The sequence below is a fragment of the Pseudomonas sp. FW305-96 genome (assembly GCF_058783825.1).
In genome coordinates this window covers 1-20,637 of record NZ_JBYSYW010000011.1, presented here as the reverse complement: position 1 = coordinate 20,637, position 20,637 = coordinate 1, and the positions used below count along the sequence as shown (strand labels likewise).

Annotated in this window: 23 protein-coding genes; 10 read left to right on the top strand and 13 right to left on the bottom strand. The window is 64.1% G+C overall.

Annotation, left to right across the window (positions count from 1 at the left end):
* Positions 1-103: 103 nt before the first annotated feature.
* Positions 104-364: a hypothetical protein gene (locus AC3WL2_RS10820; RefSeq protein ID WP_102682564.1), complete on the bottom strand. Its 261-nt coding sequence runs from the start codon at positions 362-364 to the stop codon at positions 104-106.
* A gap of 314 nt (positions 365-678) precedes the next feature.
* On the opposite strand from AC3WL2_RS10820, the gene AC3WL2_RS10815 reads away from it, so the two are divergent.
* Complete coding sequence (locus AC3WL2_RS10815) at positions 679-885, top strand: hypothetical protein (protein WP_046857121.1); 207 nt, start codon at positions 679-681, stop codon at positions 883-885.
* A 240-nt stretch (positions 886-1,125) separates the two neighbouring features.
* On the opposite strand, the gene AC3WL2_RS10810 is transcribed toward AC3WL2_RS10815, so the two are convergent.
* On the bottom strand, positions 1,126-1,710 hold the full coding sequence (locus AC3WL2_RS10810; RefSeq protein ID WP_023630961.1) for a YajG family lipoprotein: 585 nt from the start codon (positions 1,708-1,710) through the stop codon (positions 1,126-1,128).
* A gap of 143 nt (positions 1,711-1,853) precedes the next feature.
* Between AC3WL2_RS10810 and AC3WL2_RS10805 the strand changes: the two genes are divergently transcribed.
* A complete protein-coding gene (locus tag AC3WL2_RS10805; protein ID WP_102685298.1) occupies positions 1,854-2,087 on the top strand; it encodes a hypothetical protein in 234 nt (77 codons plus the stop codon).
* 605 nt (positions 2,088-2,692) lie between these two features.
* Positions 2,693-4,198, top strand: a complete 1,506-nt coding sequence (gene mqo, locus AC3WL2_RS10800) for a malate dehydrogenase (quinone) (protein WP_102685299.1) — start codon at positions 2,693-2,695, stop codon at positions 4,196-4,198.
* Positions 4,199-4,274: 76 nt separating this feature from the next.
* On the opposite strand, the gene AC3WL2_RS10795 is transcribed toward mqo, so the two are convergent.
* From AC3WL2_RS10795 to AC3WL2_RS10780, 4 genes are all read right to left on the bottom strand, one after another.
* The gene (locus AC3WL2_RS10795; protein ID WP_102685300.1) at positions 4,275-4,565 is read right to left on the bottom strand and encodes a PA4642 family protein; all 291 of its coding nucleotides are present in this window, start codon (positions 4,563-4,565) and stop codon (positions 4,275-4,277) included.
* A gap of 70 nt (positions 4,566-4,635) precedes the next feature.
* Positions 4,636-5,106, bottom strand: a complete 471-nt coding sequence (locus tag AC3WL2_RS10790; protein WP_102685301.1) for a hypothetical protein — start codon at positions 5,104-5,106, stop codon at positions 4,636-4,638.
* A gap of 100 nt (positions 5,107-5,206) precedes the next feature.
* A complete protein-coding gene (locus tag AC3WL2_RS10785; protein WP_102685302.1) occupies positions 5,207-5,680 on the bottom strand; it encodes a WbuC family cupin fold metalloprotein in 474 nt (157 codons plus the stop codon).
* 2 nt (positions 5,681-5,682) lie between these two features.
* Positions 5,683-6,240, bottom strand: coding sequence for a hypoxanthine-guanine phosphoribosyltransferase (locus tag AC3WL2_RS10780; RefSeq protein WP_023630749.1), 558 nt, complete (start codon positions 6,238-6,240; stop codon positions 5,683-5,685).
* Positions 6,241-6,405: 165 nt separating this feature from the next.
* Between AC3WL2_RS10780 and upp the strand changes: the two genes are divergently transcribed.
* Entirely contained in the window at positions 6,406-7,044 is a 639-nt protein-coding gene (upp, locus tag AC3WL2_RS10775) for a uracil phosphoribosyltransferase (RefSeq protein ID WP_023630748.1), read from the top strand.
* 2 nt (positions 7,045-7,046) lie between these two features.
* Entirely contained in the window at positions 7,047-8,321 is a 1,275-nt protein-coding gene (locus AC3WL2_RS10770; protein WP_038707351.1) for a uracil-xanthine permease family protein, read from the top strand.
* Between the two features lie 112 nt (positions 8,322-8,433).
* Here the strand turns inward: AC3WL2_RS10770 and hemH are convergent, their stop codons facing one another.
* Together hemH and AC3WL2_RS10760 are read right to left on the bottom strand one after the other, a co-directional pair.
* Positions 8,434-9,447 carry a ferrochelatase gene (gene hemH / locus AC3WL2_RS10765; protein WP_102685303.1) on the bottom strand — a complete coding sequence of 338 codons (1,014 nt, stop codon included), beginning with the start codon at positions 9,445-9,447 and terminating at the stop codon, positions 8,434-8,436.
* Between the two features lie 13 nt (positions 9,448-9,460).
* Positions 9,461-10,366 carry a TIGR01777 family oxidoreductase gene (locus AC3WL2_RS10760; RefSeq protein ID WP_102685304.1) on the bottom strand — a complete coding sequence of 302 codons (906 nt, stop codon included), beginning with the start codon at positions 10,364-10,366 and terminating at the stop codon, positions 9,461-9,463.
* A gap of 185 nt (positions 10,367-10,551) precedes the next feature.
* Here AC3WL2_RS10760 and AC3WL2_RS10755 point away from each other — a divergent pair, with 185 nt between their 5' ends.
* From AC3WL2_RS10755 to AC3WL2_RS10735, 5 genes are all read left to right on the top strand, one after another.
* Positions 10,552-11,538, top strand: coding sequence for an NAD(P)/FAD-dependent oxidoreductase (locus AC3WL2_RS10755; RefSeq protein WP_102685305.1), 987 nt, complete (start codon positions 10,552-10,554; stop codon positions 11,536-11,538).
* 105 nt (positions 11,539-11,643) lie between these two features.
* The gene (locus AC3WL2_RS10750; RefSeq protein ID WP_102685306.1) at positions 11,644-12,609 is read left to right on the top strand and encodes a YbgA family protein; all 966 of its coding nucleotides are present in this window, start codon (positions 11,644-11,646) and stop codon (positions 12,607-12,609) included.
* Positions 12,599-13,468: a MerR family transcriptional regulator gene (locus AC3WL2_RS10745; protein ID WP_102685307.1), complete on the top strand. Its 870-nt coding sequence runs from the start codon at positions 12,599-12,601 to the stop codon at positions 13,466-13,468. The genes AC3WL2_RS10750 and AC3WL2_RS10745 overlap by 11 nt, the downstream gene beginning before the upstream one ends.
* A 20-nt stretch (positions 13,469-13,488) precedes the next feature.
* Complete coding sequence (phrB, locus tag AC3WL2_RS10740; RefSeq protein WP_102685308.1) at positions 13,489-14,925, top strand: deoxyribodipyrimidine photo-lyase; 1,437 nt, start codon at positions 13,489-13,491, stop codon at positions 14,923-14,925.
* A 3-nt stretch (positions 14,926-14,928) separates the two neighbouring features.
* Positions 14,929-15,609, top strand: a complete 681-nt coding sequence (locus AC3WL2_RS10735; protein ID WP_102685309.1) for an SDR family NAD(P)-dependent oxidoreductase — start codon at positions 14,929-14,931, stop codon at positions 15,607-15,609.
* A 41-nt stretch (positions 15,610-15,650) separates the two neighbouring features.
* Here the strand turns inward: AC3WL2_RS10735 and murI are convergent, their stop codons facing one another.
* Genes murI through hemA form a run of 5 tightly spaced genes read right to left on the bottom strand, consistent with a single transcriptional unit; the run spans position 15,651 to position 20,378 of the window.
* Complete coding sequence (gene murI / locus AC3WL2_RS10730; protein WP_102685310.1) at positions 15,651-16,448, bottom strand: glutamate racemase; 798 nt, start codon at positions 16,446-16,448, stop codon at positions 15,651-15,653.
* Entirely contained in the window at positions 16,441-17,196 is a 756-nt protein-coding gene (locus tag AC3WL2_RS10725) for a molybdopterin-synthase adenylyltransferase MoeB (RefSeq protein WP_102685311.1), read from the bottom strand. The genes murI and AC3WL2_RS10725 overlap by 8 nt, the downstream gene beginning before the upstream one ends.
* Positions 17,190-18,020, bottom strand: coding sequence for a peptide chain release factor N(5)-glutamine methyltransferase (prmC, locus tag AC3WL2_RS10720; RefSeq protein WP_102685312.1), 831 nt, complete (start codon positions 18,018-18,020; stop codon positions 17,190-17,192). Before prmC ends, AC3WL2_RS10725 begins: the two co-directional genes overlap by 7 nt.
* A 1-nt stretch (position 18,021) precedes the next feature.
* Positions 18,022-19,104, bottom strand: coding sequence for a peptide chain release factor 1 (gene prfA / locus AC3WL2_RS10715; protein ID WP_102685313.1), 1,083 nt, complete (start codon positions 19,102-19,104; stop codon positions 18,022-18,024).
* Positions 19,101-20,378 (bottom strand): glutamyl-tRNA reductase, encoded by a 1,278-nt coding sequence (hemA, locus tag AC3WL2_RS10710; RefSeq protein ID WP_102685314.1) that lies wholly within the window; start codon positions 20,376-20,378, stop codon positions 19,101-19,103. The genes prfA and hemA overlap by 4 nt, the downstream gene beginning before the upstream one ends.
* Positions 20,379-20,637 lie beyond the last annotated feature (259 nt).

The window sequence follows — 20,637 nt, the reverse complement described above, 5'->3', positions numbered from 1 at the left end:
CTGTAGGAGCGGCTTTAGCCGCGAACACCCGCTTTGCGGGTGCCAGGCACCGCGTTGCCTGGATCGCGGCTTTAGCCGCTCCTACAGGGTAGGCATCGGCGATTCAGATCCAGGTGCTGAACCAGGACAGCAGCAACGCCATCGCCAGGCAGCAGAAACCGAGGATGTAGTAATAGCGCGGCACACGTTGCTCGAGTACGTCCACCGCACCTTCATTCATCGCCAGGCTTTCCCTCGCAAGCGCCTCGCGGCGTCGGGCGCCGTGCAGCAGCAGCCCGCCGGGGCAGGTGATCAGCAACGCCAGCAGATTGATCAGCTTGGCCGGATGAGCGGCCAGGAAGCCCCAGAGCACTTGCAACGACATTACGCGACCTCGGTATCACGTGTGGCAAAGCCCGGCATTCTACCCAAGCCGACTTCAACCACCGCCACTTTGCGACCAGCTGTCATCCAGGCTCTGTACGAAATGTATCTGCACTCGCCCATACTGCGTTGAAACGGGGCTCGGAATGCTCATGTACTCTAGTACAGTCGGGCGCGACCCCGGCCGTTCCTCTCCCCGTTTCGCCTTGTCTGGCCTTCGCGCAGACACATTTCGTACAGACCCTAATTTCATTTGTCACACGCTCGTCATCAACACAGGCCACCCTGTCGGCCTTCAACTGACCGGAGCTTGTCATGCTGCACGCCGAAAACCAGGACCGCCTCTACCTCGTGGCCCAGAGCGACGAACAACAGGCGCTGATCGACGGCTTCGCGATCAACGTCCAGGACCGTCAGTGGCTGGTGTATTGCGCCCTGGGCGGGCATGCCCACGACGACCTGCCGGAGATCGACCCGCACACTGGCATCAGCCTGCTGGACTTTCACGTCCAGGCCGCCTGACCGGCCCTAGTGTGGTGTTTTGCAAATACGACCAATAACTCGCGAGTGATTTTTGCGCTCAGGCAAGGCGTCGCGACGAGTCGTAGCCCAGCTACGGCGAGGAGCGACAACGCCGCATGAGCGCAAAAAGCACCGCGAGTTATGGTCGTTATTTGTGAAACACCACACTAGATACAGCCATGAAAAAGCCCGCTGCCTGTTTCGCAGGCAGCGGGCTTTTTCATGGCTATATCGACGTACTTACTCGCCCAGCACCTGACCGACGGTCGGGTCCTTGAACAGGCGGGTCAGGGCATCGCTGAGCACGTCACTCACCAGCTTGGTGTTGGTTTCCTGGTTCGGCGCCATGCCGAAGCGCTGGTCCAGCGACGCACCGTAACGGCCGCTGTAGCGACGGTTGGCATTCGACACGTCAGCGCGGAAGGTGGCACCGATGGTCGCCTCGGTCACGTACATCTTGTCCTTGGGCGACTGGTACTTGAGCTCGGCCAGGGTCACGGTCAACTGCGGGGCATTGCCGGCATTCGGCGTCGGGGTGAAGCCCAGCAGGCGCACCGCCGCCTCGGCCTGGGCCTGCAGCTTGGGCACCACGTCATTGCCATTGACGGTGATGGTGCTGGTCTCGGGGTACATGCCACCACGGGTGCCGAGCGACTGCGAGGCGCGCCCGTCGACAACCCTGACCACCACCGGCTGGCCGTGGCCGACCGGAGCCAATTGCTGGGTGAGCTTGGGTTGCGGGCTGAGTTGCTGCGGGCTGTGGGCACAACCGGCCAGGCTCAGGCTGGCCACCGCGAACAAACCGACCAACAGACGTTGCAACATGCGCATTTCTCCAGAAAAAGCGGCAAAGGCCCACAGTATACCTAGCGCGCCACACGCCAGCCATCGCCCGGCCCGCTTGTCACAATCGTTTCATGCCCCTGCGTTTATCCTTGCGCCAGCCCTCACTCACAGGACGCCACGTCATGGCCTCGCTCTGGACCCTGCTCTTCCACCGCCCGCGCCACGCCACCTACGCCCGCCTCGACAGCGATGGCACCTGCCTGGCCTTCAAGCACTGCGCCACACCGCCGGGCAACGGCACCTGGGTGCCGGTCAGCGAAGCGCGACTGGCCTGGCTGGGCCACCCGCTACCGGCCAGCGCCCGGGTTTGCGACGGTGCAACGCGCCGTTGGCAGCAACGCACCCTCGCAGCCTGACAAACGCTGCAATAAAAACCCAACAAGTACGCCCTTTCCGCCCGCGACATCGTTATAATCTCCCCCCGATTATAAGGACGTCTCCTGATCGGGCCCCGCATTCGCCGCTTCAACCCGGCACCCTCGACGCTTCGCCCACAGAGAGCCTTCCACTCAGGTCTTGCATTGGCTGTCGTGCCTGCTGTTTCCGGCCGTCCGCTGCGCATGAACCTGCGGGTTGCCATCGCGCAGTCCACTTTTGAGGTTCACGACTCCAAAAGAGCGTGAAAAAACGGTTTTTCACAACTTCACGAGAGTGTGGCGAGCAAATGAACAGTCTGGCATGTGCAAGAGCGGCAGATGTGTACCGAACAGCCCTGAACAGACGGCAAAAGCGCTCATCCCTGATGAACGCCTGAGACCGGTCCATAACGCACGACGGACCACTTGACCATAAGTCGAATTGCCGCACCCGTGGCAATGGGCGTTCAATAGCCGAACACCCAAGACTGATTGGCGGTGTCCGCGGAAGTTGCAAGAACTGCGAAGAGTCGGACATGGCGATCCTGGTCAACCCAGGGATCCTATGCTGTCAATTAGGTGCTGTAGATTGTGGAGACGCGTTAATGGCGCAGAACGAATCGGTTGATGTGGTACTGGTAGGCGCGGGCATCATGAGTGCCACCCTGGCCGTACTGCTCAAGGAGCTCGACCCGACCCTGAAGCTCGAGGTCGTCGAGGCGATGGACTCCGGAGCCGCGGAGAGTTCCAACCCCTGGAACAACGCCGGTACCGGCCATGCCGGCCTGTGCGAGCTCAATTACACCCCGCAGGCCGCCGATGGCAGCATCGACATCAAGAAGGCCGTGCACATCAACACCCAGTTCGAGGTTTCGCGCCAGTTCTGGGCCTACCTGAGCCGCAAAGGCAACTTCGGCTCGCCGCGCGCCTTCATCAACCCGGTGCCGCACCTGAGCTACGTCGAAGGAGACAAGGGCGTCTCGTTCCTCAAGAAGCGTTTCGAGTTGCTCAAGCAGCACCACGCCTTCGCCGAGATGGAATACACCGAAGACAAGGCCGTGATGAAGGACTGGATGCCGCTGATGATGCCAGGCCGCCCGGCCGACCAGCACATCGCCGCCACCCGCGTGATGAAGGGCACCGACGTCAACTTCGGCGCCCTCACCAACAAGCTCCTCAAGCTGCTTGGCGACTCGCCGGATGCCCAGGTCAAGTACAGCAAGAAGGTCGTCGGCCTGCGCCGCAACGGCAGCGGCTGGACCGTGAGCATCAAGGACGTCAACAGCGGCGGCAGCCGTGAAGTGGACGCCCGCTTCGTCTTCCTCGGTGCCGGTGGCGCCGCCCTGCCCCTGCTGCAGGTGTCCGGCATCCCCGAAAGCAAGGGCTTCGGCGGCTTCCCGGTCAGCGGCCAGTGGCTGCGTTGCGACAACCCGGAAATCGTCAAGCAGCACCAGGCCAAGGTCTACAGCCAGGCGGCGGTCGGCGCCCCGCCGATGTCGGTGCCGCACCTGGACACCCGCGTGGTCGACGGCAAGAAATCGCTGCTGTTCGGGCCATACGCCGGCTTCACCACCAAGTTCCTCAAGCACGGCTCGTTCATGGACCTGCCGTTGTCGGTGCGCATGGGCAACATCGGCCCGATGCTAGCCGTGGCCCGTGACAACATGGACCTGACCAAGTACCTGGTCAGCGAAGTGATGCAATCCATGGAGCAGCGCCTGGAATCGCTGCGCCGCTTCTATCCGGAGGCGAAAGCCGAGGACTGGCGCCTGGAGGTGGCCGGCCAGCGCGTGCAGATCATCAAGAAGGATCCGAAGAAAGGCGGCATCCTGCAGTTCGGCACCGAGCTGGTCTCGGCCGAGGACGGCAGCCTGGCCGCGCTGCTTGGCGCATCGCCGGGCGCCTCGGTGACGGTGTCGATCATGCTCGAGCTGATCGAGCGCTGCTTCCCCGAGCAGGCCAAGGGCGCCTGGGCGGCCAAGCTCAAGGAAATCTTCCCCGCCCGTGAGAAGACCCTAGCCACCGACGCGGCCCTGTACCACAAGATCAGCGCTGAAAACGATGTGGCGCTGGAGCTGGTGGAAAACAGCCCGGCCAAGCATTACGCCTGATCCGGCTGAAACAAAAAAACGCCCTTCGGGGCGTTTTTTTGTGCCTGGGCCGAGCCCGCAAAGCGGGCCAGCCAGATCAGCCGCGGGCGTTGTCGATGATCTCGATGTACTCCGGCGCATTGCGCTGGTCGGCGATGGCCTCGACGAAAGTCTTGCCATGTTCGTCCTTGCCATCCAGGTCGTAGCCGGCCGCCACGAAGAAACCGACGTAACGTTCGAAGTCGTCGACGCGCAAGCCGCGGTATCCCTTGATCAGCTTGTGATGCGAAGGCGAAGTCAGGCCATCGGCCGGCTCGAACTGCAGGAACGTCTTGATGTACTCGTCGCTGATCTCGTCACCAATCACTTGTTTCTTGTCTTTACGCATCGCCGACTCCAACTGGACCATCACGGACATTTTCGAAGGCCGGCAGTTTACCCCCCGGCGACGGCGAGCCTCAACGCGTACGTACGGTGCCGGTGTGCAGATCGGCCCAGATATGGCCGTTGGCATAGGTGAGGAACTGAACGTAGAGCGTCTCGTTACGCAGCAGGTCCATGACCACACGGTAGTTGGCCAGCGGGTAGTTGAGCGTCAGGGTGCGGGTCTTGTCGTCGTACACCGGTTTCTTCAGGCTCTTGCCGCCCTCGCCGTCGAAATTGAGCAGGACCTGGCCGATGGTCGAGCCCTTGCTCAGCGGCTTGCCCTTCAGGCGCACCTGCAAGGAAGAGGTGATCGGGATCGGCTGCTGGTCGGACTGGCGCTGGGTACCGACCACCACGCTGTAGTCGGTGACCTGCAGCAGTTGCTGGCTGGCCGGTGCTTCCTGGCGCAGGGAGAGGTCGTCGGGCGGGAGGAACTGGCTGTGCAGCGGCGCGGCGGCAAGCGGCAGGCTCACCGCCAGCAGGAGGGGGACGATCGCACGCATGTGGGGCTCCTTGGCATGAGCAGGCACTCTACGCACAGGCCCTGGCGCGGGGCAAGCCCGGTCCCGAGGTGAGGGAGCGGGCTCAAGATGGGGGGCAAGCTCAATCGAACTGCGCGCGCATCCAGGCGTGGTAATCGCCGACGCCCGCGTCGCCGTCGCGAGGCGCCCACTCAGCCAGCTCACCCTCGCCTACCGGACGATACGGGCCCGCCTTGCATTCGAACATGATGCTGTCATCTTCCAGCACCACCAGGCCATGGAAAACGCCCGGGACCAGGTCGACGCCCAGGCACTCCCCTCCCGCCTCGAGCACACGCTTGCCAATCACAGCGCCCTGGTCATCGAAAATCAGCAAGCCCAGACGCCCCTTCAGCACAATCAGCGTCTCGGCCTTGTCGTCGCTCAAATGACGATGGGGCTGGATATAGGTACGCGGCTGCAGGCCAACGGCCATGCGGTGGCAAGGCTCCTCCATCGCATGAAAGTTGTGGTTCTGCCGACCACGTGGGTTGGAGATGGCTTGATGCGCCAACCCGACGAACAACGACTGATCGAGGAACGCAGGCTGGCGCATGCTCACATCCCCTTGACGGCGAAGAGGCCGTTGGCGTTGCGCCAGTAGCCCTTGTAATCCATGCCGTAGCCGAAGACGTAGCGATCGACGCACGACAAGCCGGTGTAGGTGGCCTTCAGGTCCGGGCTGGCCTTGCGGTCGTGGTCCTTGTCGATCAGCACTGCGGTGTGCACGGCGCGGGCGCCGGCGTGCTTGCAGAACTCGATGATGGCGCTGAGGGTGTGCCCTTCGTCGAGGATATCGTCGACGATCAGCACGTCACGATCGATGAACGACACTTCCGGCTTGGCCTTCCAGAACAGCTCGCCACCGCTGGTGGTGTTGCGGTAACGGGTGGCGTGCAGGTACGAGGCCTCCAACGGGAACTGCAGGTGGGTCAGCAGCTTGCCAGAGAAGATCAGGCCACCGTTCATCACGCAGAAGACCACCGGGTTCTTGTCGTGCAGGTCCTTGCAGATCTGTTTGCCGACCTCGGCGATGGCGGCCTCGACCTCGGCTTCGTTGTACAGGCAATCAGCCTCGCGCATCACTTGACGGATATGCTCGAGATCGGCGGACATGGCGCTCTCCAGGGGGTGCGTTTTGGAAAAGCGGGCAAAGGTACGCATCCGCTCGTCCCAGATCAAGCCTTTATGGACTAACGTGCACAATGACTGCACGACATCAAGGACTGAATAGATTAATCTAGCGCGGTTTTTTTGCCCGCCTCCCGGAGCCCTCCCCCTATGCCTACTCGTGAGATCCGCCATCCGCTGATCCGCCACAAGCTCGGCCTGATGCGCCGTGCCGATATCAGCACCAAGAATTTTCGCGAACTCGCCCAGGAAGTCGGTGCACTGCTGACCTATGAAGCCACCCAGGACCTGCCGCTCGAAACCTACGAGATCGACGGCTGGTGCGGCAAGGTGCAAGTCGAGAAAATCGCCGGCAAGAAGATCACCGTAGTGCCGATCCTGCGCGCCGGCATCGGCATGCTCGACGGCGTGCTCAGCCTGATCCCCGGCGCCAAGGTCAGCGCCGTGGGCGTGGCCCGCAACGAAGAAACCCTCGAAGCCCATACCTACCTCGAGAAGCTCGCGCCGGATATCAACCAGCGCCTGGCCCTGATCATCGACCCGATGCTGGCCACCGGCAACTCGATGGTCGCCACCATCGACCTGCTGAAAAAAGCCGGCTGCAAGGAAATCCGCGCCATGGTCCTGGTCGCGGCGCCCGAAGGCATCGAAGTGGTGGAAAAAGCCCACCCGGACGTGCAGATCTATACTGCCTCGATCGACCAGCGCCTCAACGAGCACGGCTACATCGTGCCGGGCCTGGGTGATGCCGGCGACAAGATCTTCGGCACCAAGCAGAAGGACGCCTGACCATGCAGGACGGCTTCAACGACCCGCTCTGGCGCCAGGTCGTTTCGGGCGCGCAGATGCTCTTCGTGGCATTCGGCGCGCTGGTGCTGATGCCGCTGATCACCGGCCTCGACCCCAATGTGGCGCTGTTCACCGCCGGCATCGGCACCCTGCTGTTCCAGCTGGTCACGGGCCGTCAGGTTCCGGTGTTCCTGGCCTCGAGCTTCGCTTTCATCACCCCGATCATCCTCGCCAAGGGCCAGTTCGGCCTGGCCGAGACCATGGGCGGCGTCATGGCGGCAGGCTTCGTGTACACCTTCATGGGCCTGATGGTGAAGATCAAGGGCACCGGTTTCATCGACCGCATGCTGCCGCCGGTGGTCATCGGCCCGGTGATCATTTCCATCGGCCTGGCCATGGCGCCGATTGCCGCCAACATGGCGATGGGCAAGGGTGGTGACGGCGCTGCGCTGATGCCGTACAAGACCGCCATGCTGATCTCCATGCCGGCACTGCTGACCACGCTGATCGTGGCCGTGTTCGGCAAAGGCATATTCCGCCTGGTACCGATCATCTCCGGCGTGCTGGTGGGCTTCGCTCTGTCATTCGCCTTCGGCGTGGTCGACACTGCCAAGATCGCCGCGGCCCCATGGCTGGAACTGCCCAACTTCACCGCGCCAGCCTTCAACTGGCAGGCCATTCTGTTCATCGTGCCCGTGGCCCTGGCCCCGGCGATCGAACACATCGGCGGGGTGATTGCGGTGGGCAGCGTGACCGGCCGCGACTACCTGAAAAAACCCGGCCTGCACCGCACGCTGCTGGGTGACGGCCTGGCCACCACGGCAGCCGGCCTGTTCGGCGGCCCGCCCAACACCACCTACGCCGAAGTGACCGGCGCGGTGATGCTGACCAAGAACTACAACCCGAAGATCATGACCTGGGCGGCGGTATTCGCCATCACCCTGGCCTTCATCGGCAAATTCGGCGCATTGCTGCAGAGCATTCCGGTGCCGGTGATGGGCGGCATTCTCTGCCTGTTGTTCGGCTCGATCGCCGCGGTGGGCATGAACACCATGATCCGCCACAAGATCGACCTGGCCGAAGCCCGCAACCTGGTGATCGTCTCGGTGACCCTGGTATTCGGTATCGGCGGCGTGCTGATCGGCAGCGGTGACGGCCCGGACGACTGGGGCCTGAAGGGCATCGCCCTGTGCGCCGTGGTGGCCATTGCCCTGAACCTGATCCTGCCGGGCAATGATGGCTGGAAGAACAAGAAGCTGGATGATCAGTTGCCTTGAATGACGAAGTAGCTGCACCTATGTGAAAGCGGGCTTGTCCCGCGATGGCGTCAGCCCAGGCCATCGCCATCGCGGGGCAAGCCCGCTCCCACGCAGCACCACGAACTCACGCTCAGGCCTTCTCGCACATCCCCGCCAGCACCCTCACCCACTCCGGGTGATCGTTCAGGCACGGCACCAGCACCAGTTCCTTGCCGCCGGCCTCGATGAACTGCTCACTGCCGCGCATACCGATCTCTTCCAGCGTCTCGATGCAGTCGGCAACAAAAGCCGGGCACATCACCAGCAACTTCTTCACCCCCGCCTTGCCCAGTTCATCCAGCCGCGTTTCGGTGTAGGGCTCGATCCACTTGGCCCGGCCCAGGCGCGATTGGAACGATACTGACCACTTGCCGTCCGGAATGCCCATCTTCGTCGCGAAGGCCCTGGCCGTGGCCAGGCACTGGCCGCGATAACACACCGCGCGCATCTCGGCGCTGGCGTCCTTGCAGCAGTCGGCAGCCTGGAAGTCGTGATTGCCGGTGGGGTCGAGCTTTTTCAGGTGTCGCTCAGGCAAACCATGGAAGCTCAGCAACAGGTGATCGTAGTCCTGCTCGAGGTACGGGCGGGCGCTGGCGACCAATGCCTCGATATAGTCGGGATGCTCGTAGAACGGCTGGAGCACGCGGGTCTGCAGGGGCAGCCGGCGCTCGGCGATGGTCTGCTTCGCCAGTTCCACCACCGTGGTCACGGTACTGTCGGCGAACTGTGGATAAAGCGGTGCCAACGTCACCTTGCGCACACCTTGCGCAGCCAGGCGCTCGAGCACGCCAGGCAGTGCCGGCTCGCCATAGCGCATGGCGATCTCCACCGGGCCATGGGGCCAATGCTCGACCATCGCCTTGCGCAGGCGGCGGGTCAGTACCACCAGGGGCGAGCCTTCGTCCCACCAGATCGACCCATAGGCATGGGCAGACTGCTCCGGCCGCTTGATCAGGATCAGCGACACCAGCAACCGCCGCACCGGCCAGGGCAGATCGATCACGTACGGGTCCATCAGGAACTGGTTGAGGTAGCGGCGCACGTCGGCCACCGAGGTGGAAGCCGGCGAACCGAGGTTGACCAGCAGCAGGGCATGATCGGTCATGCAGCGTCCTATGTCAGAGGCGGCTGGACAGGTTGTCCAACGCCGATTGCAGATCGTTGAAACGGAACGTGAAACCCGCCGCCAGCAGACGCACAGGGCGGGCGCGCTGGCCACCGAGCAGCAGCGTCGACATCTCGCCGAGCCCGGCCTTGAGCAGCAGCGCCGGCATCGGCATCCATGCCGGACGATGCAAGGTGCGCCCCAGGCGCTTGGCGAACTCGCGGTTGCGTACCGGCTCCGGCGCGCAGGCATTATAGGGACCGCTGGCTTCCTTTTGCTGCATGAGAAAATCAATCAAGGCGATTTGATCGTCGATATGCACCCAAGGCATCCACTGCCGACCATCCCCCAATGGCCCGCCAAGGCCCAGTTTGTAGGGCAGGCGCAGGCGCGACAAAAAGCCGCCATCGGCAGCCAGCACCAGGCCGGTGCGCACCAGCACGACGCGGATACCCAATGCCTGCGCACGCAGGGCAGTCTCCTCCCAGGCGATGCACAGCTGGCTGGCGAAGTCCTCCTTCACCGGGGCCGAGCTCTCCGTGAGCTCGCGCTCGCCGCCGTCGCCGTACCAGCCCACCGCAGAGCCCGAGATCAGCACCGACGGGCGCTGTTCGCGGCGCTCCAGCCAGGCCAGCAGCTGCTCGGTGAGCGCCACCCGGCTGGCCCAGAGCAGGGTGCGGCGCGCCGCAGTCCAGGGACGATCGGCGATGGGCGCGCCGGCCAGGTTGATGACCGCATCCACTGGGTCGTCGGCGGCGATATCGTCCAGCCGCGCGACGCCACGCACTCCAGTGCCACAGATTTTCGCCACCTGTTCCGGCCGGCGGCTCCAGACCGTCAGCCGATGGCCCTCGGCCTGCCACCGTTGGCAAAGGTGTTGGCCGATAAGGCCGGTACCGCCGGTCAGCAATATATGCATGGCTGTGTCCTCACAGTTGGCGGCCGTGGTCTATTTTTAAGATCAAGGCACTTTTTTGACCGATCGCTCTCGGATAAACATAGGCCACCTGCCTATCGAGCGGAATAACCTTATACAAACATTGTGCATTGTACAGGTTTGCCTGGCAGCGTACGCTGCGTAAAGCTAGGTTCGAAGAGGCCATCATGACAGTACCCATCGCCATCATCGGAGCCGGTATCGCCGGCCTGTCCGCAGCCCAGGCCCTGCAGAAGGCCGGGCAGACCGTCCACCTGTTCGACAAGGGCCATGGCAGCGGAGGCCGCATGGCCAGCAAGCGCAGCGAGGCCGGGGCCCTCGACCTGGGCGCGCAGTACTTCACGGCACGTGACCGGCGCTTCGTCGAACAGGTCCAGCACTGGGTCGCCTCAGGCTGGGCCGAGCAGTGGAAACCGCAGTTGTACAACTACCGCGATGGCGAACTGACGCCCTCCCCCGACGAACAGGTACGCTGGGTCGGCGTGCCGCGCATGAGCGCCATCACCCGTGGCCTGCTCAAGGATGTCACGGTCAATTTCGGCTGCCGCATCGCCGAAGTGTTCCGTGGCAAGCAGTACTGGCACCTGCAGGACACCGAAGGCTGCAGCCATGGGCCGTTCAGCCGCGTGGTGATCGCCGTGCCGGCCCCTCAGGCCACACCGCTGCTGGCGGCCGCGCCGAAACTCGCGGCGGTTGCCGCCGGTGTACAGATGGAGCCGACCTGGGCCATCGCCCTGGGCTTCGAGACACCACTCGACACCCCGATGCAGGGCTGCTTCGTCCAGGACAACCCGCTCGACTGGCTGGCGCGCAACCGCAGCAAGCCAGGCCGTGACGAGCAACTCGACACCTGGGTGCTGCATGCCACCTCCAGCTGGAGCAGGCAGCATATCGACCTGGCCAAGGAGGAAGTGATCGAGCAACTGCGGGGTGAGTTCGCCGAACTGGTCGGTTGCGTGGTACCCGCGCCAACCTTTGCCCTCGCCCACCGCTGGCTCTACGCCCGCCCCACCAGCAACCATGAGTGGGGCGCGCTGGCCGATGCCGACCTGGGCCTGTACGCCTGTGGCGACTGGTGCCTGTCCGGGCGCGTCGAGGGCGCCTGGCTTAGCGGCCAGGAAGCCGCCAGGCGCTTGTTGGAGCACCTGGAATAGGCGCTCATTAAACTTATACAAAAAATTTGTTTGTATAAGTTTTCATCTGTGCTGAAATTGCCTTGTACAAATTGTGCTGCCTGTACAAGTCATTCGGAGACAGTGATGAACGCTCCCACGCCCAACGGCAAGCCACGCCTGGCCATCAGCGCCTGCCTGACCGGCCTCAACGTGCGCTACAACGCCGGCCACAAGGCCTCCAGCCTGTGTCTTGACCTGCTCGACAAGCACTTTGACTGGGCGCCGCTGTGCCCCGAAGTCGCCATCGGCCTGGGCACCCCGCGCGAACCTATCCGCCTGGTGGGGGACCCTGCACATCCAGCGGTCACCGGCACGCGCAACAGCACCACCGACCTCGCCGGCCCACTGCGCGCCTACGGTGAGCAGATGGCCGGCGAACTGGACGATATCTGCGGCTACATTTTCATGCAAAAGTCACCGTCCTGTGGCCTCGAACGGGTCAAGGTCTATCAGGAAGACGGCCGCCCGCCTCACCATGGCCGCGGTGTCTATGCCGCGGCTTTCTGCGCCCTGCGCCCGGACCTGCCGGTCGAGGAAGAAGGTCGCCTGCACGACCCGGTACTGCGAGAAAACTTCATCGCCCGGGTGTATGCCTACGCCGACTGGCAGCAGCAGCTGCGCCAGGGCATGAGCCGCGGCGCCCTGATGCGCTTCCATGCCCGCTACAAGTACCTGTTGATGGCTCACAACCCCCAGGCGTACCGGACCCTTGGCCGCCTGCTTGGCAACATGCGCCGGGACGACGACCCGTTGCAACTCGGCCTGCAATACTTCAGCCAGTTGATGCAGGCCCTGCGCCGATGCGCCAGCCGCGGCACCCACGGCAATGTGCTGCAGCACCTGAGCGGGTACCTGCGCAACGAACTGGGCCAAAGCGACAAGGCCGAGCTGCAGCAGGTCATCGGCCAGTACCAGAGAGGCGTAGTGCCGCTGGTGGTCCCACTGACCCTGCTCAAGCACCATTTGCGCTGCCATCCCGACCCTTACCTGTTGCAACAGGCCTACCTGCAACCCCACCCGGAAGACCTTGGATTACGCAATGCCATCTGACGAACTGCTGCCCATCGGTGAGGTGGCGCGGCTCACCGGCGTCAATCCGGTCACCCTGCGCGCCTGGGAGCGTCGCTACGGCTTTATCAAGCCCCAGCGCACACCCAAAGGCCACCGCCTCTATCCACAAGACCAGGTACAAAGGGTCCAGGCCGCGCTGCGCTGGCTGGAGCGCGGCGCCGCAATCAGCCAGGTGCGCGAGCTGCTGGACAACACCAAGGCCGCCACGCCAACCCTCCAAGGCGAATGGGGCGAACGCGTCGAGCAATTGATCACGGCGATCGCCCGCCTTGCCCAGCGCCCCCTGGACCAGCTGTTGAACCAGATGATGGCCCTCTACCCTGCCGTGACCGTGTGCGAATACCTGCTCCTGCCCCTGCTGGAGGCCCTCACCCTGCGCTGGCAAACCCATTTCGATGCCCGCCTGGAGCAAGTGTTCTTTCACACCTGGCTGCGCAGCAAGCTGGGGGCGCGGGTCTATCACGACAGCCACTCGCTCACCGGCCCCTGCGTGCTGCTCGCCCGTACCGACGATGCAGCCTTTGACCCGGAGTTCTGGCTCTGCGCCTGGCTGCTGAGCAGCAATGGCCGTCCTTTGGAGATTCTCGAGTGGTCGGTCGAGCCTCGTCAGCTGCGCCAAGCCGTGGAGCGCTTGCAACCTCAAGCACTGCTGCTGCACCTCGGACGCCGCCCCGACCTCGCCGCATTGGGCCGCGTGCTGCAGGAAATCACCGTGAGGAAACTCCTGGGTGGCGGCACGGTCAGTCTCCATGAGGCCGAGCTACGCGCATTGCCGCTTACCGACCTGTACCTGTTCGACAGCCCGCAAGCCGCCTTGCGCAGCCTGCAACTACCCTGACCAACCTTGGGTCGTATTCCATGCAATTGATATGGCTACGCAGTGACCTGCGTGTGGACGATAACACCGCTCTCGCGGCCGCCTGCCAGCGCGGCCCGACCGTGGCCCTGTGGGTCGCCAGTCCTGGCCAGTGGCTGGCCCATGACGACGCACCCTGCAAGGTCGACTTCTGGCTGCGCAACCTGCGGCTGCTGCGCCAGTCACTCGCGGCGCTGAATATTCCGCTGTTGATTCGCCAAGTCGATACCTGGGAAGACGTCCCGCAAGGCGTGCTCGATGTCTGCCGCCAGCACAGCATCGAGGCCGTGCACTGGAACGAGGAATACGGCATCAACGAGACCCGGCGCGACGAAGCGACTAGGAACCTGCTGCAACACGCAGGAATTGGCGCTACCGCCCACCTCGACCAGTTGCTGTTCAGGCCCGGTAGCGTGCTGACCCGCGCAGGCCAGTATTTCCAGGTCTTCAGCCAGTTCAAACGGGTCTGCCTGGAACACCTGCACCGCAGCCTCCCCTCTCTCGTTCCACCTGTACGTCGTCAAGAGGCGCTGCGTATTCACAGCGACGCCATACCCGAGCGTATCGACGGCTTCGAGGCACCTTCCGACGCCCTGCGCCAGCACTGGCCCGCCGGTGAGGATGAAGCACGGCAGCGGTTGCAGCGCTTTGTCGACGAAACCGTCGAGGATTACGCGCAACTGCGCGACTTGCCCGCCAAGGCCGGTACCAGCCAGCTTTCGCCTTACCTGGCCGCAGGTGTGGTCTCGCCACGTCAGTGCCTGCACGCGGCCCTGGGAAGCAACCGGGGTGAATTCGACAGTGGCAGCGTCGGTGTGCAGACCTGGGTCAACGAGCTACTGTGGCGCGAGTTCTACAAACACACCCTGGTGGGTTATCCCCGGGTCTCGCGGCATCGCGCCTTCCGCCCACACACCGAGGCGCTGCCTTGGCGTGATGCACCTGGCGACCTGCAGGCCTGGAAGGAAGGCCGCACCGGCTTCCCTATCATCGATGCCGCCATGCGCCAGTTGCTGGACACCGGCTGGATGCACAACCGGCTGCGCATGATCGTGGCCATGTTCCTCAGCAAGAACCTGCTGATCGACTGGCGACATGGCGAGCGCCACTTCATGCTCCACCTGATAGACGGCGACCTGGCCGCCAACAACGGCGGCTGGCAGTGGAGCGCCTCGACGGGCACCGACGCAGTGCCCTATTTCCGGATATTCAATCCCGTTACCCAGTCACAACGCTTCGACCCGAAAGGGGTGTTCATTCGTCGATGGCTACCGGAATTGAAAGGCAGGGACGACAAGTCGATCCACCAACCGGTGAAATTGAACGATCTATTTGCTACAAATATTTACGCGAGCCCGATAGTCGATCTCGAAAGTAGTCGCCAACGTGCATTGGAAGCCTTCAAAGGCTTGCCAAGCAGGCAGGATCAGAGGGCCTAAAGCATGACACGTCGTTTCTGGATTACAGGTGCCAGCCACGGATTTGGCCTGGCCTTGGTGGAACAGTTGCTCGCGAGTGGGCAGCAGGTTGCCGCCAGTGGCAGGGATAGCCAGGAGCTGGACAACTTGAGCCAGCGCTACGGTGGGCACCTGATGCACCTTGGGGACGACTTGGCGGGCGCCGCCCAGCGCCTATCGAGCCGCTGGAGCGCGCTGGATTGCCTGATCATCAATGCCGGAGCCTGCGATTACCTGCCCGTCGATGTGACGGATGCGCAACTGTTCGAACAGATCGTCAGCAGCAACCTGCGCGCCACCGAACAGTGCCTGGTCGGCGCTTTGCCGCTGCTGGCCAAAGGTGACAAACCCCAGGTGATGGCCGTTCTGAGCCGTTACTCGGCATTGCAGCTGTTCGAGCCTAACCAGCCAGCCAGTGGCAGCAACAGCCTGCCACAGTGGCTTCGTCTGCAGCGTCCCACCCTGAAGGCGCTGGGTATTGACCTGACCGTGGTGGCCCCACAATCGCTGAAAATCCCGGTGACCTCGGCACAGGTCATCCCGGAGTTCTGGACGGCGCAAAGCGCCGCGCAGGAGTTACTGGCACGGCTGGACCAGCGTCAACCCGAGCTGGTGCTCGAGGTTCTCAAGCCAGACGAGTTGTGGCCGCTACCGAAGAACAGCTGACCCATGCAGGAGCCGGCGTGCCCGCTCCCGCAGGTATCCGCTCAAGGCAGGAATCGCTGCACGCTGCTAGGCTGATGCCATAACAGCGGCAAAACCTTCTGCAGGCGTTCCGGCTCACCACTGCTCCAGAATGCAGTCGCTTGCGCGGGCCCCTCGCCGAGCAGCCCGCGTGCCTCCAGCAACCTTTGCAGTTGGCGCGCCACAGCAGCCCCGGTGTCGATGATCGCCACCTGAGCAGGCACCATTTCGGCCAGCATCGGCCGCAGGAAGGGATAGTGGGTACAACCCAGGATCAAAGTGTCACAGCCGGCCGCCAGTAACGGCTTCACATAGCCCAACAGCAATTGGCGCAGTTGCTCGCTGAACAGATCGCCAGCCTCGATACGCTCCACCAGCCCGGGGCAAGGCTGGGTGACCACCCGCACATCATTGGCGAAACGGTCGAGCAAGGCGGCGAACTTGGCGCTCTGCAGGGTACCGGTGGTCGCCAGCACACCGACCACGCCGGAGCGGGTCGCCGCCGCCGCAGGCTTGACTGCTGGCTCCATGCCCACCAGCGGCCAGTCCGGGTACAGCTCGCGCAGGTCAGCCACCGCAGCCACGGTGGCGGTGTTGCACGCCAACACCATGGCCTTGGCGCCCTGCTCGTGGAAAAAACCGGCGATGTGCCGCAGGCGCTGGCGAATGTAGTCCGGCGATTTCTCGCCATACGGCACATGGCCGCTGTCGGCCACGTACAACAAGGACTCGCTGGGCAGCAGGCGCTGAATTTCGGCCAGCACCGACAAGCCGCCGACGCCGGAGTCCATCACGCCCACCGGCGCCGTGCGCTCAGCCATGGCGCGTGGCACACACGGCGCAGGCCGGATCGCGCTTGACCCGCAGCTCGCGCATGCGGGTACTCAAGGCGTCGATCAGCAACAGGCGCCCCACCAGTGGCTCGCCAAAACCGGCCAGCAGCTTCAGGGCCTCAAGCGCCTGCAGGCTACCGACAAGCCCCACCAACGGGCCGATCACCCCGGCCTCGCTGCAGGTCAGTTCGGCCTCACTGCCATGGCCGTACAGGCAGTGGTAGCAAGGGCTGTTGTCGCGCCGCGTGTCGAACACCGACAACTGGCCCTCGAGACGGATCGCCGCACCGCTGACCAATGGCTTGCCGGCAGCGACACAAGCGGCATTCACGGCCTCGCGGGTGCCGAAATTGTCGGAGCAGTCCAGCACCACGTCGACTGCCGCCACTGCGGCGGCCAGCGAATCCTCGTCCAGCGCCTGGCGATAGGCAATCAGGCTGACTTGCGGGTTGATCGCCTGCAGACGCCTGATAGCCGAGTCGACCTTGCTCATGCCGACGCTGTCGCTGTCGTGGATCACCTGGCGCTGCAGGTTGGTCAAGTCGACGGTGTCGAAATCGGCCAGGTGCAGCTCACCGACACCCGCCGCGGCGAGGTACAGCGCAACCGGCGAGCCCAGCCCGCCCAGGCCGATGACCAGGGCCTTGCCGTGCTTCAGGCGCAACTGGCCGTCGATATCCACCTGCGACAACAAGATCTGCCGGCTGTAGCGCAACAGCTCCTGGTCGCTCAGCATGGCAGGCGCCCCAGGCTGATGCGTTCATGGCCACCCAGGTCAACGCGGCTGACCACCTCGGTGAAGCCGCCGATCACCAGCAATTCACGAACCGCGGCGGATTGATCGTAGCCATGTTCGAGCAGCAGCCAGCCACCAGGCAACAGATGCCCTGGCGCCTGGGCGACGATCACGCGCAGATCGTCCAGCCCGTCTTCACCGGCCACCAGTGCGCTGCTGGGTTCGAAACGCACGTCACCGGCCACCAGGTGCGGGTCGGCGGCGCGGATGTAGGGCGGATTGCTGAGGATCAAGTCGAAACGCTCACCGGCGAGGGCGCCGAACCAGTGGCTGGCGCGCACCTGGACATTGCCCAGGCCCAGGCGCTGGCGGTTGCGCTCGGCCAGGGCCACGGCCTCGTCGATACGGTCCACCGCCGTCACCTGCCAACCAGGACACTCGCTGGCCAGGGCCAGGGCGATGGCCCCGGTGCCGGTGCCCAGGTCGAGCACCCGGGCGGGCTTGGGCGAAACCAGCTCCAGGGCGGTCTCCACCAGCAGCTCAGTGTCCGGGCGCGGGATCAGCGTGTGCGGCGCCACTTCCAGGTCCAGCTTCCAGAACCCTTGCTGGCCGAGGATATAGGCCACCGGTTCACCGGCGCGACGGCGCTCGAGGTAGCCGGCGAAGGCGGCTGCCGCCTCGCTGCTGACGATGCGCTCGGGCCAGGTGTGCAGGTAGCTGCGCGATTTGCCCAGGGCCGCGGCCAGGAGCAGCTCGGCGTCCAGCCGTTCGGTCGGCGAGTCGGGCAGCTGCGCGTTGCGCAACAAGCTGGCGATGATGGTCATCTCAGTCCCCCAGGGCAGCCAGCTGATCGGCCTGGTATTCGGCCAGCAACGGTTCGATCACCGCGTCCACGCCACCGGCGAGAACATCGTCGAGCGAGTACAAGGTGAGGTTGATACGGTGGTCGGTGACCCGGCCCTGCGGGTAATTGTAGGTGCGGATGCGCTCGGAGCGGTCGCCCGAGCCGACCAGCAGCTTGCGCTCGCTGGCAATGGCGTTCTGCGCGGCGCTGGTCTGCATGTCATTGAGCTTGGCCGACAACCAGGACATGGCGCGGGCACGGTTCTTGTGCTGCGAACGTTCTTCCTGGCACTCGACCACGATGCCGGTGGGCAAGTGGGTGATGCGGATCGCCGAATCGGTCTTGTTGACGTGCTGGCCGCCGGCACCGGATGCGCGGTAGGTGTCCACGCGCAGGTCGGCCGGGTTGATCTCGATCGCCACCTGCTCGTCGGGCTCGGGCAAAACCGCCACGGTGCAGGCGGAGGTATGGATACGGCCTTGCGACTCGGTTTCCGGCACACGCTGCACGCGGTGCGCGCCGGACTCGAACTTCAGCTTGCCGTAGACGCTGTCCCCTTCGACCCGGGCAATGATCTCCTTGTAGCCACCGTGCTCGCCTTCGTTCTCGGAGAGGATCTCCAGGCGCCAGCCGCGCTTCTCGGCATAGCGCGAGTACATGCGGAACAGGTCGCCGGAGAAAATCGCTGCCTCGTCGCCGCCAGTACCGGCGCGGATTTCCAGAAACACGTTGCGCCCGTCGTTGGGGTCCTTGGGCAGCAGCATGCGCTGCAGCTGCGACTCCAGGCCCACCAACAGCTCCTTGGCTTCACGCACTTCCTCGACCGCCATCTCGCGCAGGTCGGGGTCGGCGTCCTTGAGCAGCGCCTGGGCACCTTCCAGGTCGTCCTGAACCTTGCGCCACTCTTTATAGGCCCCGATGACCGGTTCCACTTCGGCATATTCGCGGGAATAGGCGCGAAAGCGCGTCTGGTCGGAAATGACTTCGGCATCACCGAGCAACGCGGTGAGTTCCTCGAAGCGGTCCTGGAGCGTGTCCAGTTTGTTCAGCAGCGACGCTTTCATTGCGGGGATTTGTCCGTCGAGCCCTCGTCGAGGGCGAAGAGTTCCTGGGCCATGGCCAGCGCATCGACGCGGCCTTCGGCGGAGAGCTTTTTCAGTTGCACGCTGGGAGCATGCAACAGCTTGTTGGTCAGGCCCCGGGCCAGCTGCATGAGCACGTCCTCGGGGTTGCCGCCGTTGGCCAGCAGGCGCTGGGCCTTTTGCAGTTCCTCGTCGCGCAGGCGCTCGCTCTGCTGGCGGTAGGCCTTGAGCACGTCCACCGCCGCCAGCTCGCGCAGGCGCACCATGAAGTCGTCCGCGCCCGCCGATACCAGTTCCTCGGCGGCCTGGGCCGCGCCCTGGCGGCTCTTGAGGTTTTCCGCGACCACTTCATGCAAGTCGTCGACGGTATAGAGGTAGACGTCGTCCAGCTCGCCGACCTGCGGTTCGATGTCTCGCGGCACGGCGATGTCGACCATGAAGATCGGCTTGTGCCGGCGCTGTTTCAGCGCACTTTCCACCGCGCCCTTGCCCAGGATCGGCAACTGGCTGGCGGTGGAACTGATGACGATGTCACTGTTGGCCAGCTCCTGCGGGATGTCCGCCAGCAGCACCGCATGGGCACCGAACTGCTCGGCGAGGATACTGGCGCGCTCCAGGGTACGGTTGGCCACGACGATACGCCGCACGCCCTGCTCGTGCAGGTGGCGGGCGACCAGGGTGATGGTCTCGCCGGCGCCGATCAGCAGCGCCTGGCTGCGGCCCAGGTCGGAGAAGATCTGTTTGGCCAGGCTGACCGCGGCAAATGCCACCGACACCGGGTTCTCGCCAATGGCGGTGTCGGTGCGCACCTGCTTGGCGGCACTGAAGGTGGCCTGGAACAGGCGCCCGAGCAGCGGCCCGACGGTGCCCGCCTCGCGCGCCACGGCGTAGGCCGACTTCATCTGGCCGAGGATCTGCGGCTCGCCGAGCACCAGCGAATCGAGGCCGGAGGCCACCCGCATCATGTGCCGGACCGCGTCGTGCTCCTCGTGGACATAGGCGCTGGCGCGCAGCTCGTCGAGGCTCAGCTGGTGATAGTCGGCCAGCCATTGCAGCACAGCATCGGCGGCAAGGTGGTCCTGTTCTATATAGAGTTCGCTACGGTTGCAGGTCGACAGGATCGCCGCTTCGCGGCTGGCGGTCAGTCGGCACAGCTGCTGCAGGGCATCGACCAGCTGCTCGGGCGTAAACGCCACGCGCTCGCGTACGTCTACCGAGGCAGTCTTATGGTTGATACCAAGGGCAAGAAAGGCCATGCAAGATCGCTGGTTGGGACGTGAAGCCGATAATTGTCCTACTTCGCAGGTTTTAGAACAACCACCGTTCGCTATTGTGCTAATGCGGCATGCCTATCACCCAGCACCGCCACCCATCCCTGCCGTTGCCGTTGCCGTTGCCGTTGCCGTTGCCGTTGCCGATCGAGAGTTTATCCCATAGTCCACTAGCGACAGCTGCGTCAGCCCAGGCGCCGCCCGTAACTTCGCGACTTCAGGAGGCCGAACGCAGGTCTTGCGG

Coding starts and splice junctions, on each gene's coding strand:
- AC3WL2_RS10745 (WP_102685307.1), top strand. CDS start 12,599: ATGCCATCTGACGAACTGCTGCCCATCGGTGAGGTGGCGCGGCTCACC.
- hemA (WP_102685314.1), bottom strand. CDS start 20,378: ATGGCCTTTCTTGCCCTTGGTATCAACCATAAGACTGCCTCGGTAGAC.
- AC3WL2_RS10735 (WP_102685309.1), top strand. CDS start 14,929: ATGACACGTCGTTTCTGGATTACAGGTGCCAGCCACGGATTTGGCCTG.
- AC3WL2_RS10790 (WP_102685301.1), bottom strand. CDS start 5,106: ATGCGTGCGATCGTCCCCCTCCTGCTGGCGGTGAGCCTGCCGCTTGCC.
- hemH (WP_102685303.1), bottom strand. CDS start 9,447: ATGACCGATCATGCCCTGCTGCTGGTCAACCTCGGTTCGCCGGCTTCC.
- AC3WL2_RS10805 (WP_102685298.1), top strand. CDS start 1,854: ATGGCCTCGCTCTGGACCCTGCTCTTCCACCGCCCGCGCCACGCCACC.
- AC3WL2_RS10795 (WP_102685300.1), bottom strand. CDS start 4,565: ATGCGTAAAGACAAGAAACAAGTGATTGGTGACGAGATCAGCGACGAG.
- AC3WL2_RS10770 (WP_038707351.1), top strand. CDS start 7,047: ATGCAGGACGGCTTCAACGACCCGCTCTGGCGCCAGGTCGTTTCGGGC.
- AC3WL2_RS10820 (WP_102682564.1), bottom strand. CDS start 364: ATGTCGTTGCAAGTGCTCTGGGGCTTCCTGGCCGCTCATCCGGCCAAG.
- AC3WL2_RS10725 (WP_102685311.1), bottom strand. CDS start 17,196: ATGCTGAGCGACCAGGAGCTGTTGCGCTACAGCCGGCAGATCTTGTTG.
- AC3WL2_RS10760 (WP_102685304.1), bottom strand. CDS start 10,366: ATGCATATATTGCTGACCGGCGGTACCGGCCTTATCGGCCAACACCTT.
- AC3WL2_RS10780 (WP_023630749.1), bottom strand. CDS start 6,240: ATGTCCGCCGATCTCGAGCATATCCGTCAAGTGATGCGCGAGGCTGAT.
- murI (WP_102685310.1), bottom strand. CDS start 16,448: ATGGCTGAGCGCACGGCGCCGGTGGGCGTGATGGACTCCGGCGTCGGC.
- phrB (WP_102685308.1), top strand. CDS start 13,489: ATGCAATTGATATGGCTACGCAGTGACCTGCGTGTGGACGATAACACC.
- AC3WL2_RS10810 (WP_023630961.1), bottom strand. CDS start 1,710: ATGTTGCAACGTCTGTTGGTCGGTTTGTTCGCGGTGGCCAGCCTGAGC.
- prmC (WP_102685312.1), bottom strand. CDS start 18,020: ATGACCATCATCGCCAGCTTGTTGCGCAACGCGCAGCTGCCCGACTCG.
- AC3WL2_RS10785 (WP_102685302.1), bottom strand. CDS start 5,680: ATGCGCCAGCCTGCGTTCCTCGATCAGTCGTTGTTCGTCGGGTTGGCG.
- AC3WL2_RS10750 (WP_102685306.1), top strand. CDS start 11,644: ATGAACGCTCCCACGCCCAACGGCAAGCCACGCCTGGCCATCAGCGCC.
- prfA (WP_102685313.1), bottom strand. CDS start 19,104: ATGAAAGCGTCGCTGCTGAACAAACTGGACACGCTCCAGGACCGCTTC.
- upp (WP_023630748.1), top strand. CDS start 6,406: ATGCCTACTCGTGAGATCCGCCATCCGCTGATCCGCCACAAGCTCGGC.
- AC3WL2_RS10755 (WP_102685305.1), top strand. CDS start 10,552: ATGACAGTACCCATCGCCATCATCGGAGCCGGTATCGCCGGCCTGTCC.
- AC3WL2_RS10815 (WP_046857121.1), top strand. CDS start 679: ATGCTGCACGCCGAAAACCAGGACCGCCTCTACCTCGTGGCCCAGAGC.
- mqo (WP_102685299.1), top strand. CDS start 2,693: ATGGCGCAGAACGAATCGGTTGATGTGGTACTGGTAGGCGCGGGCATC.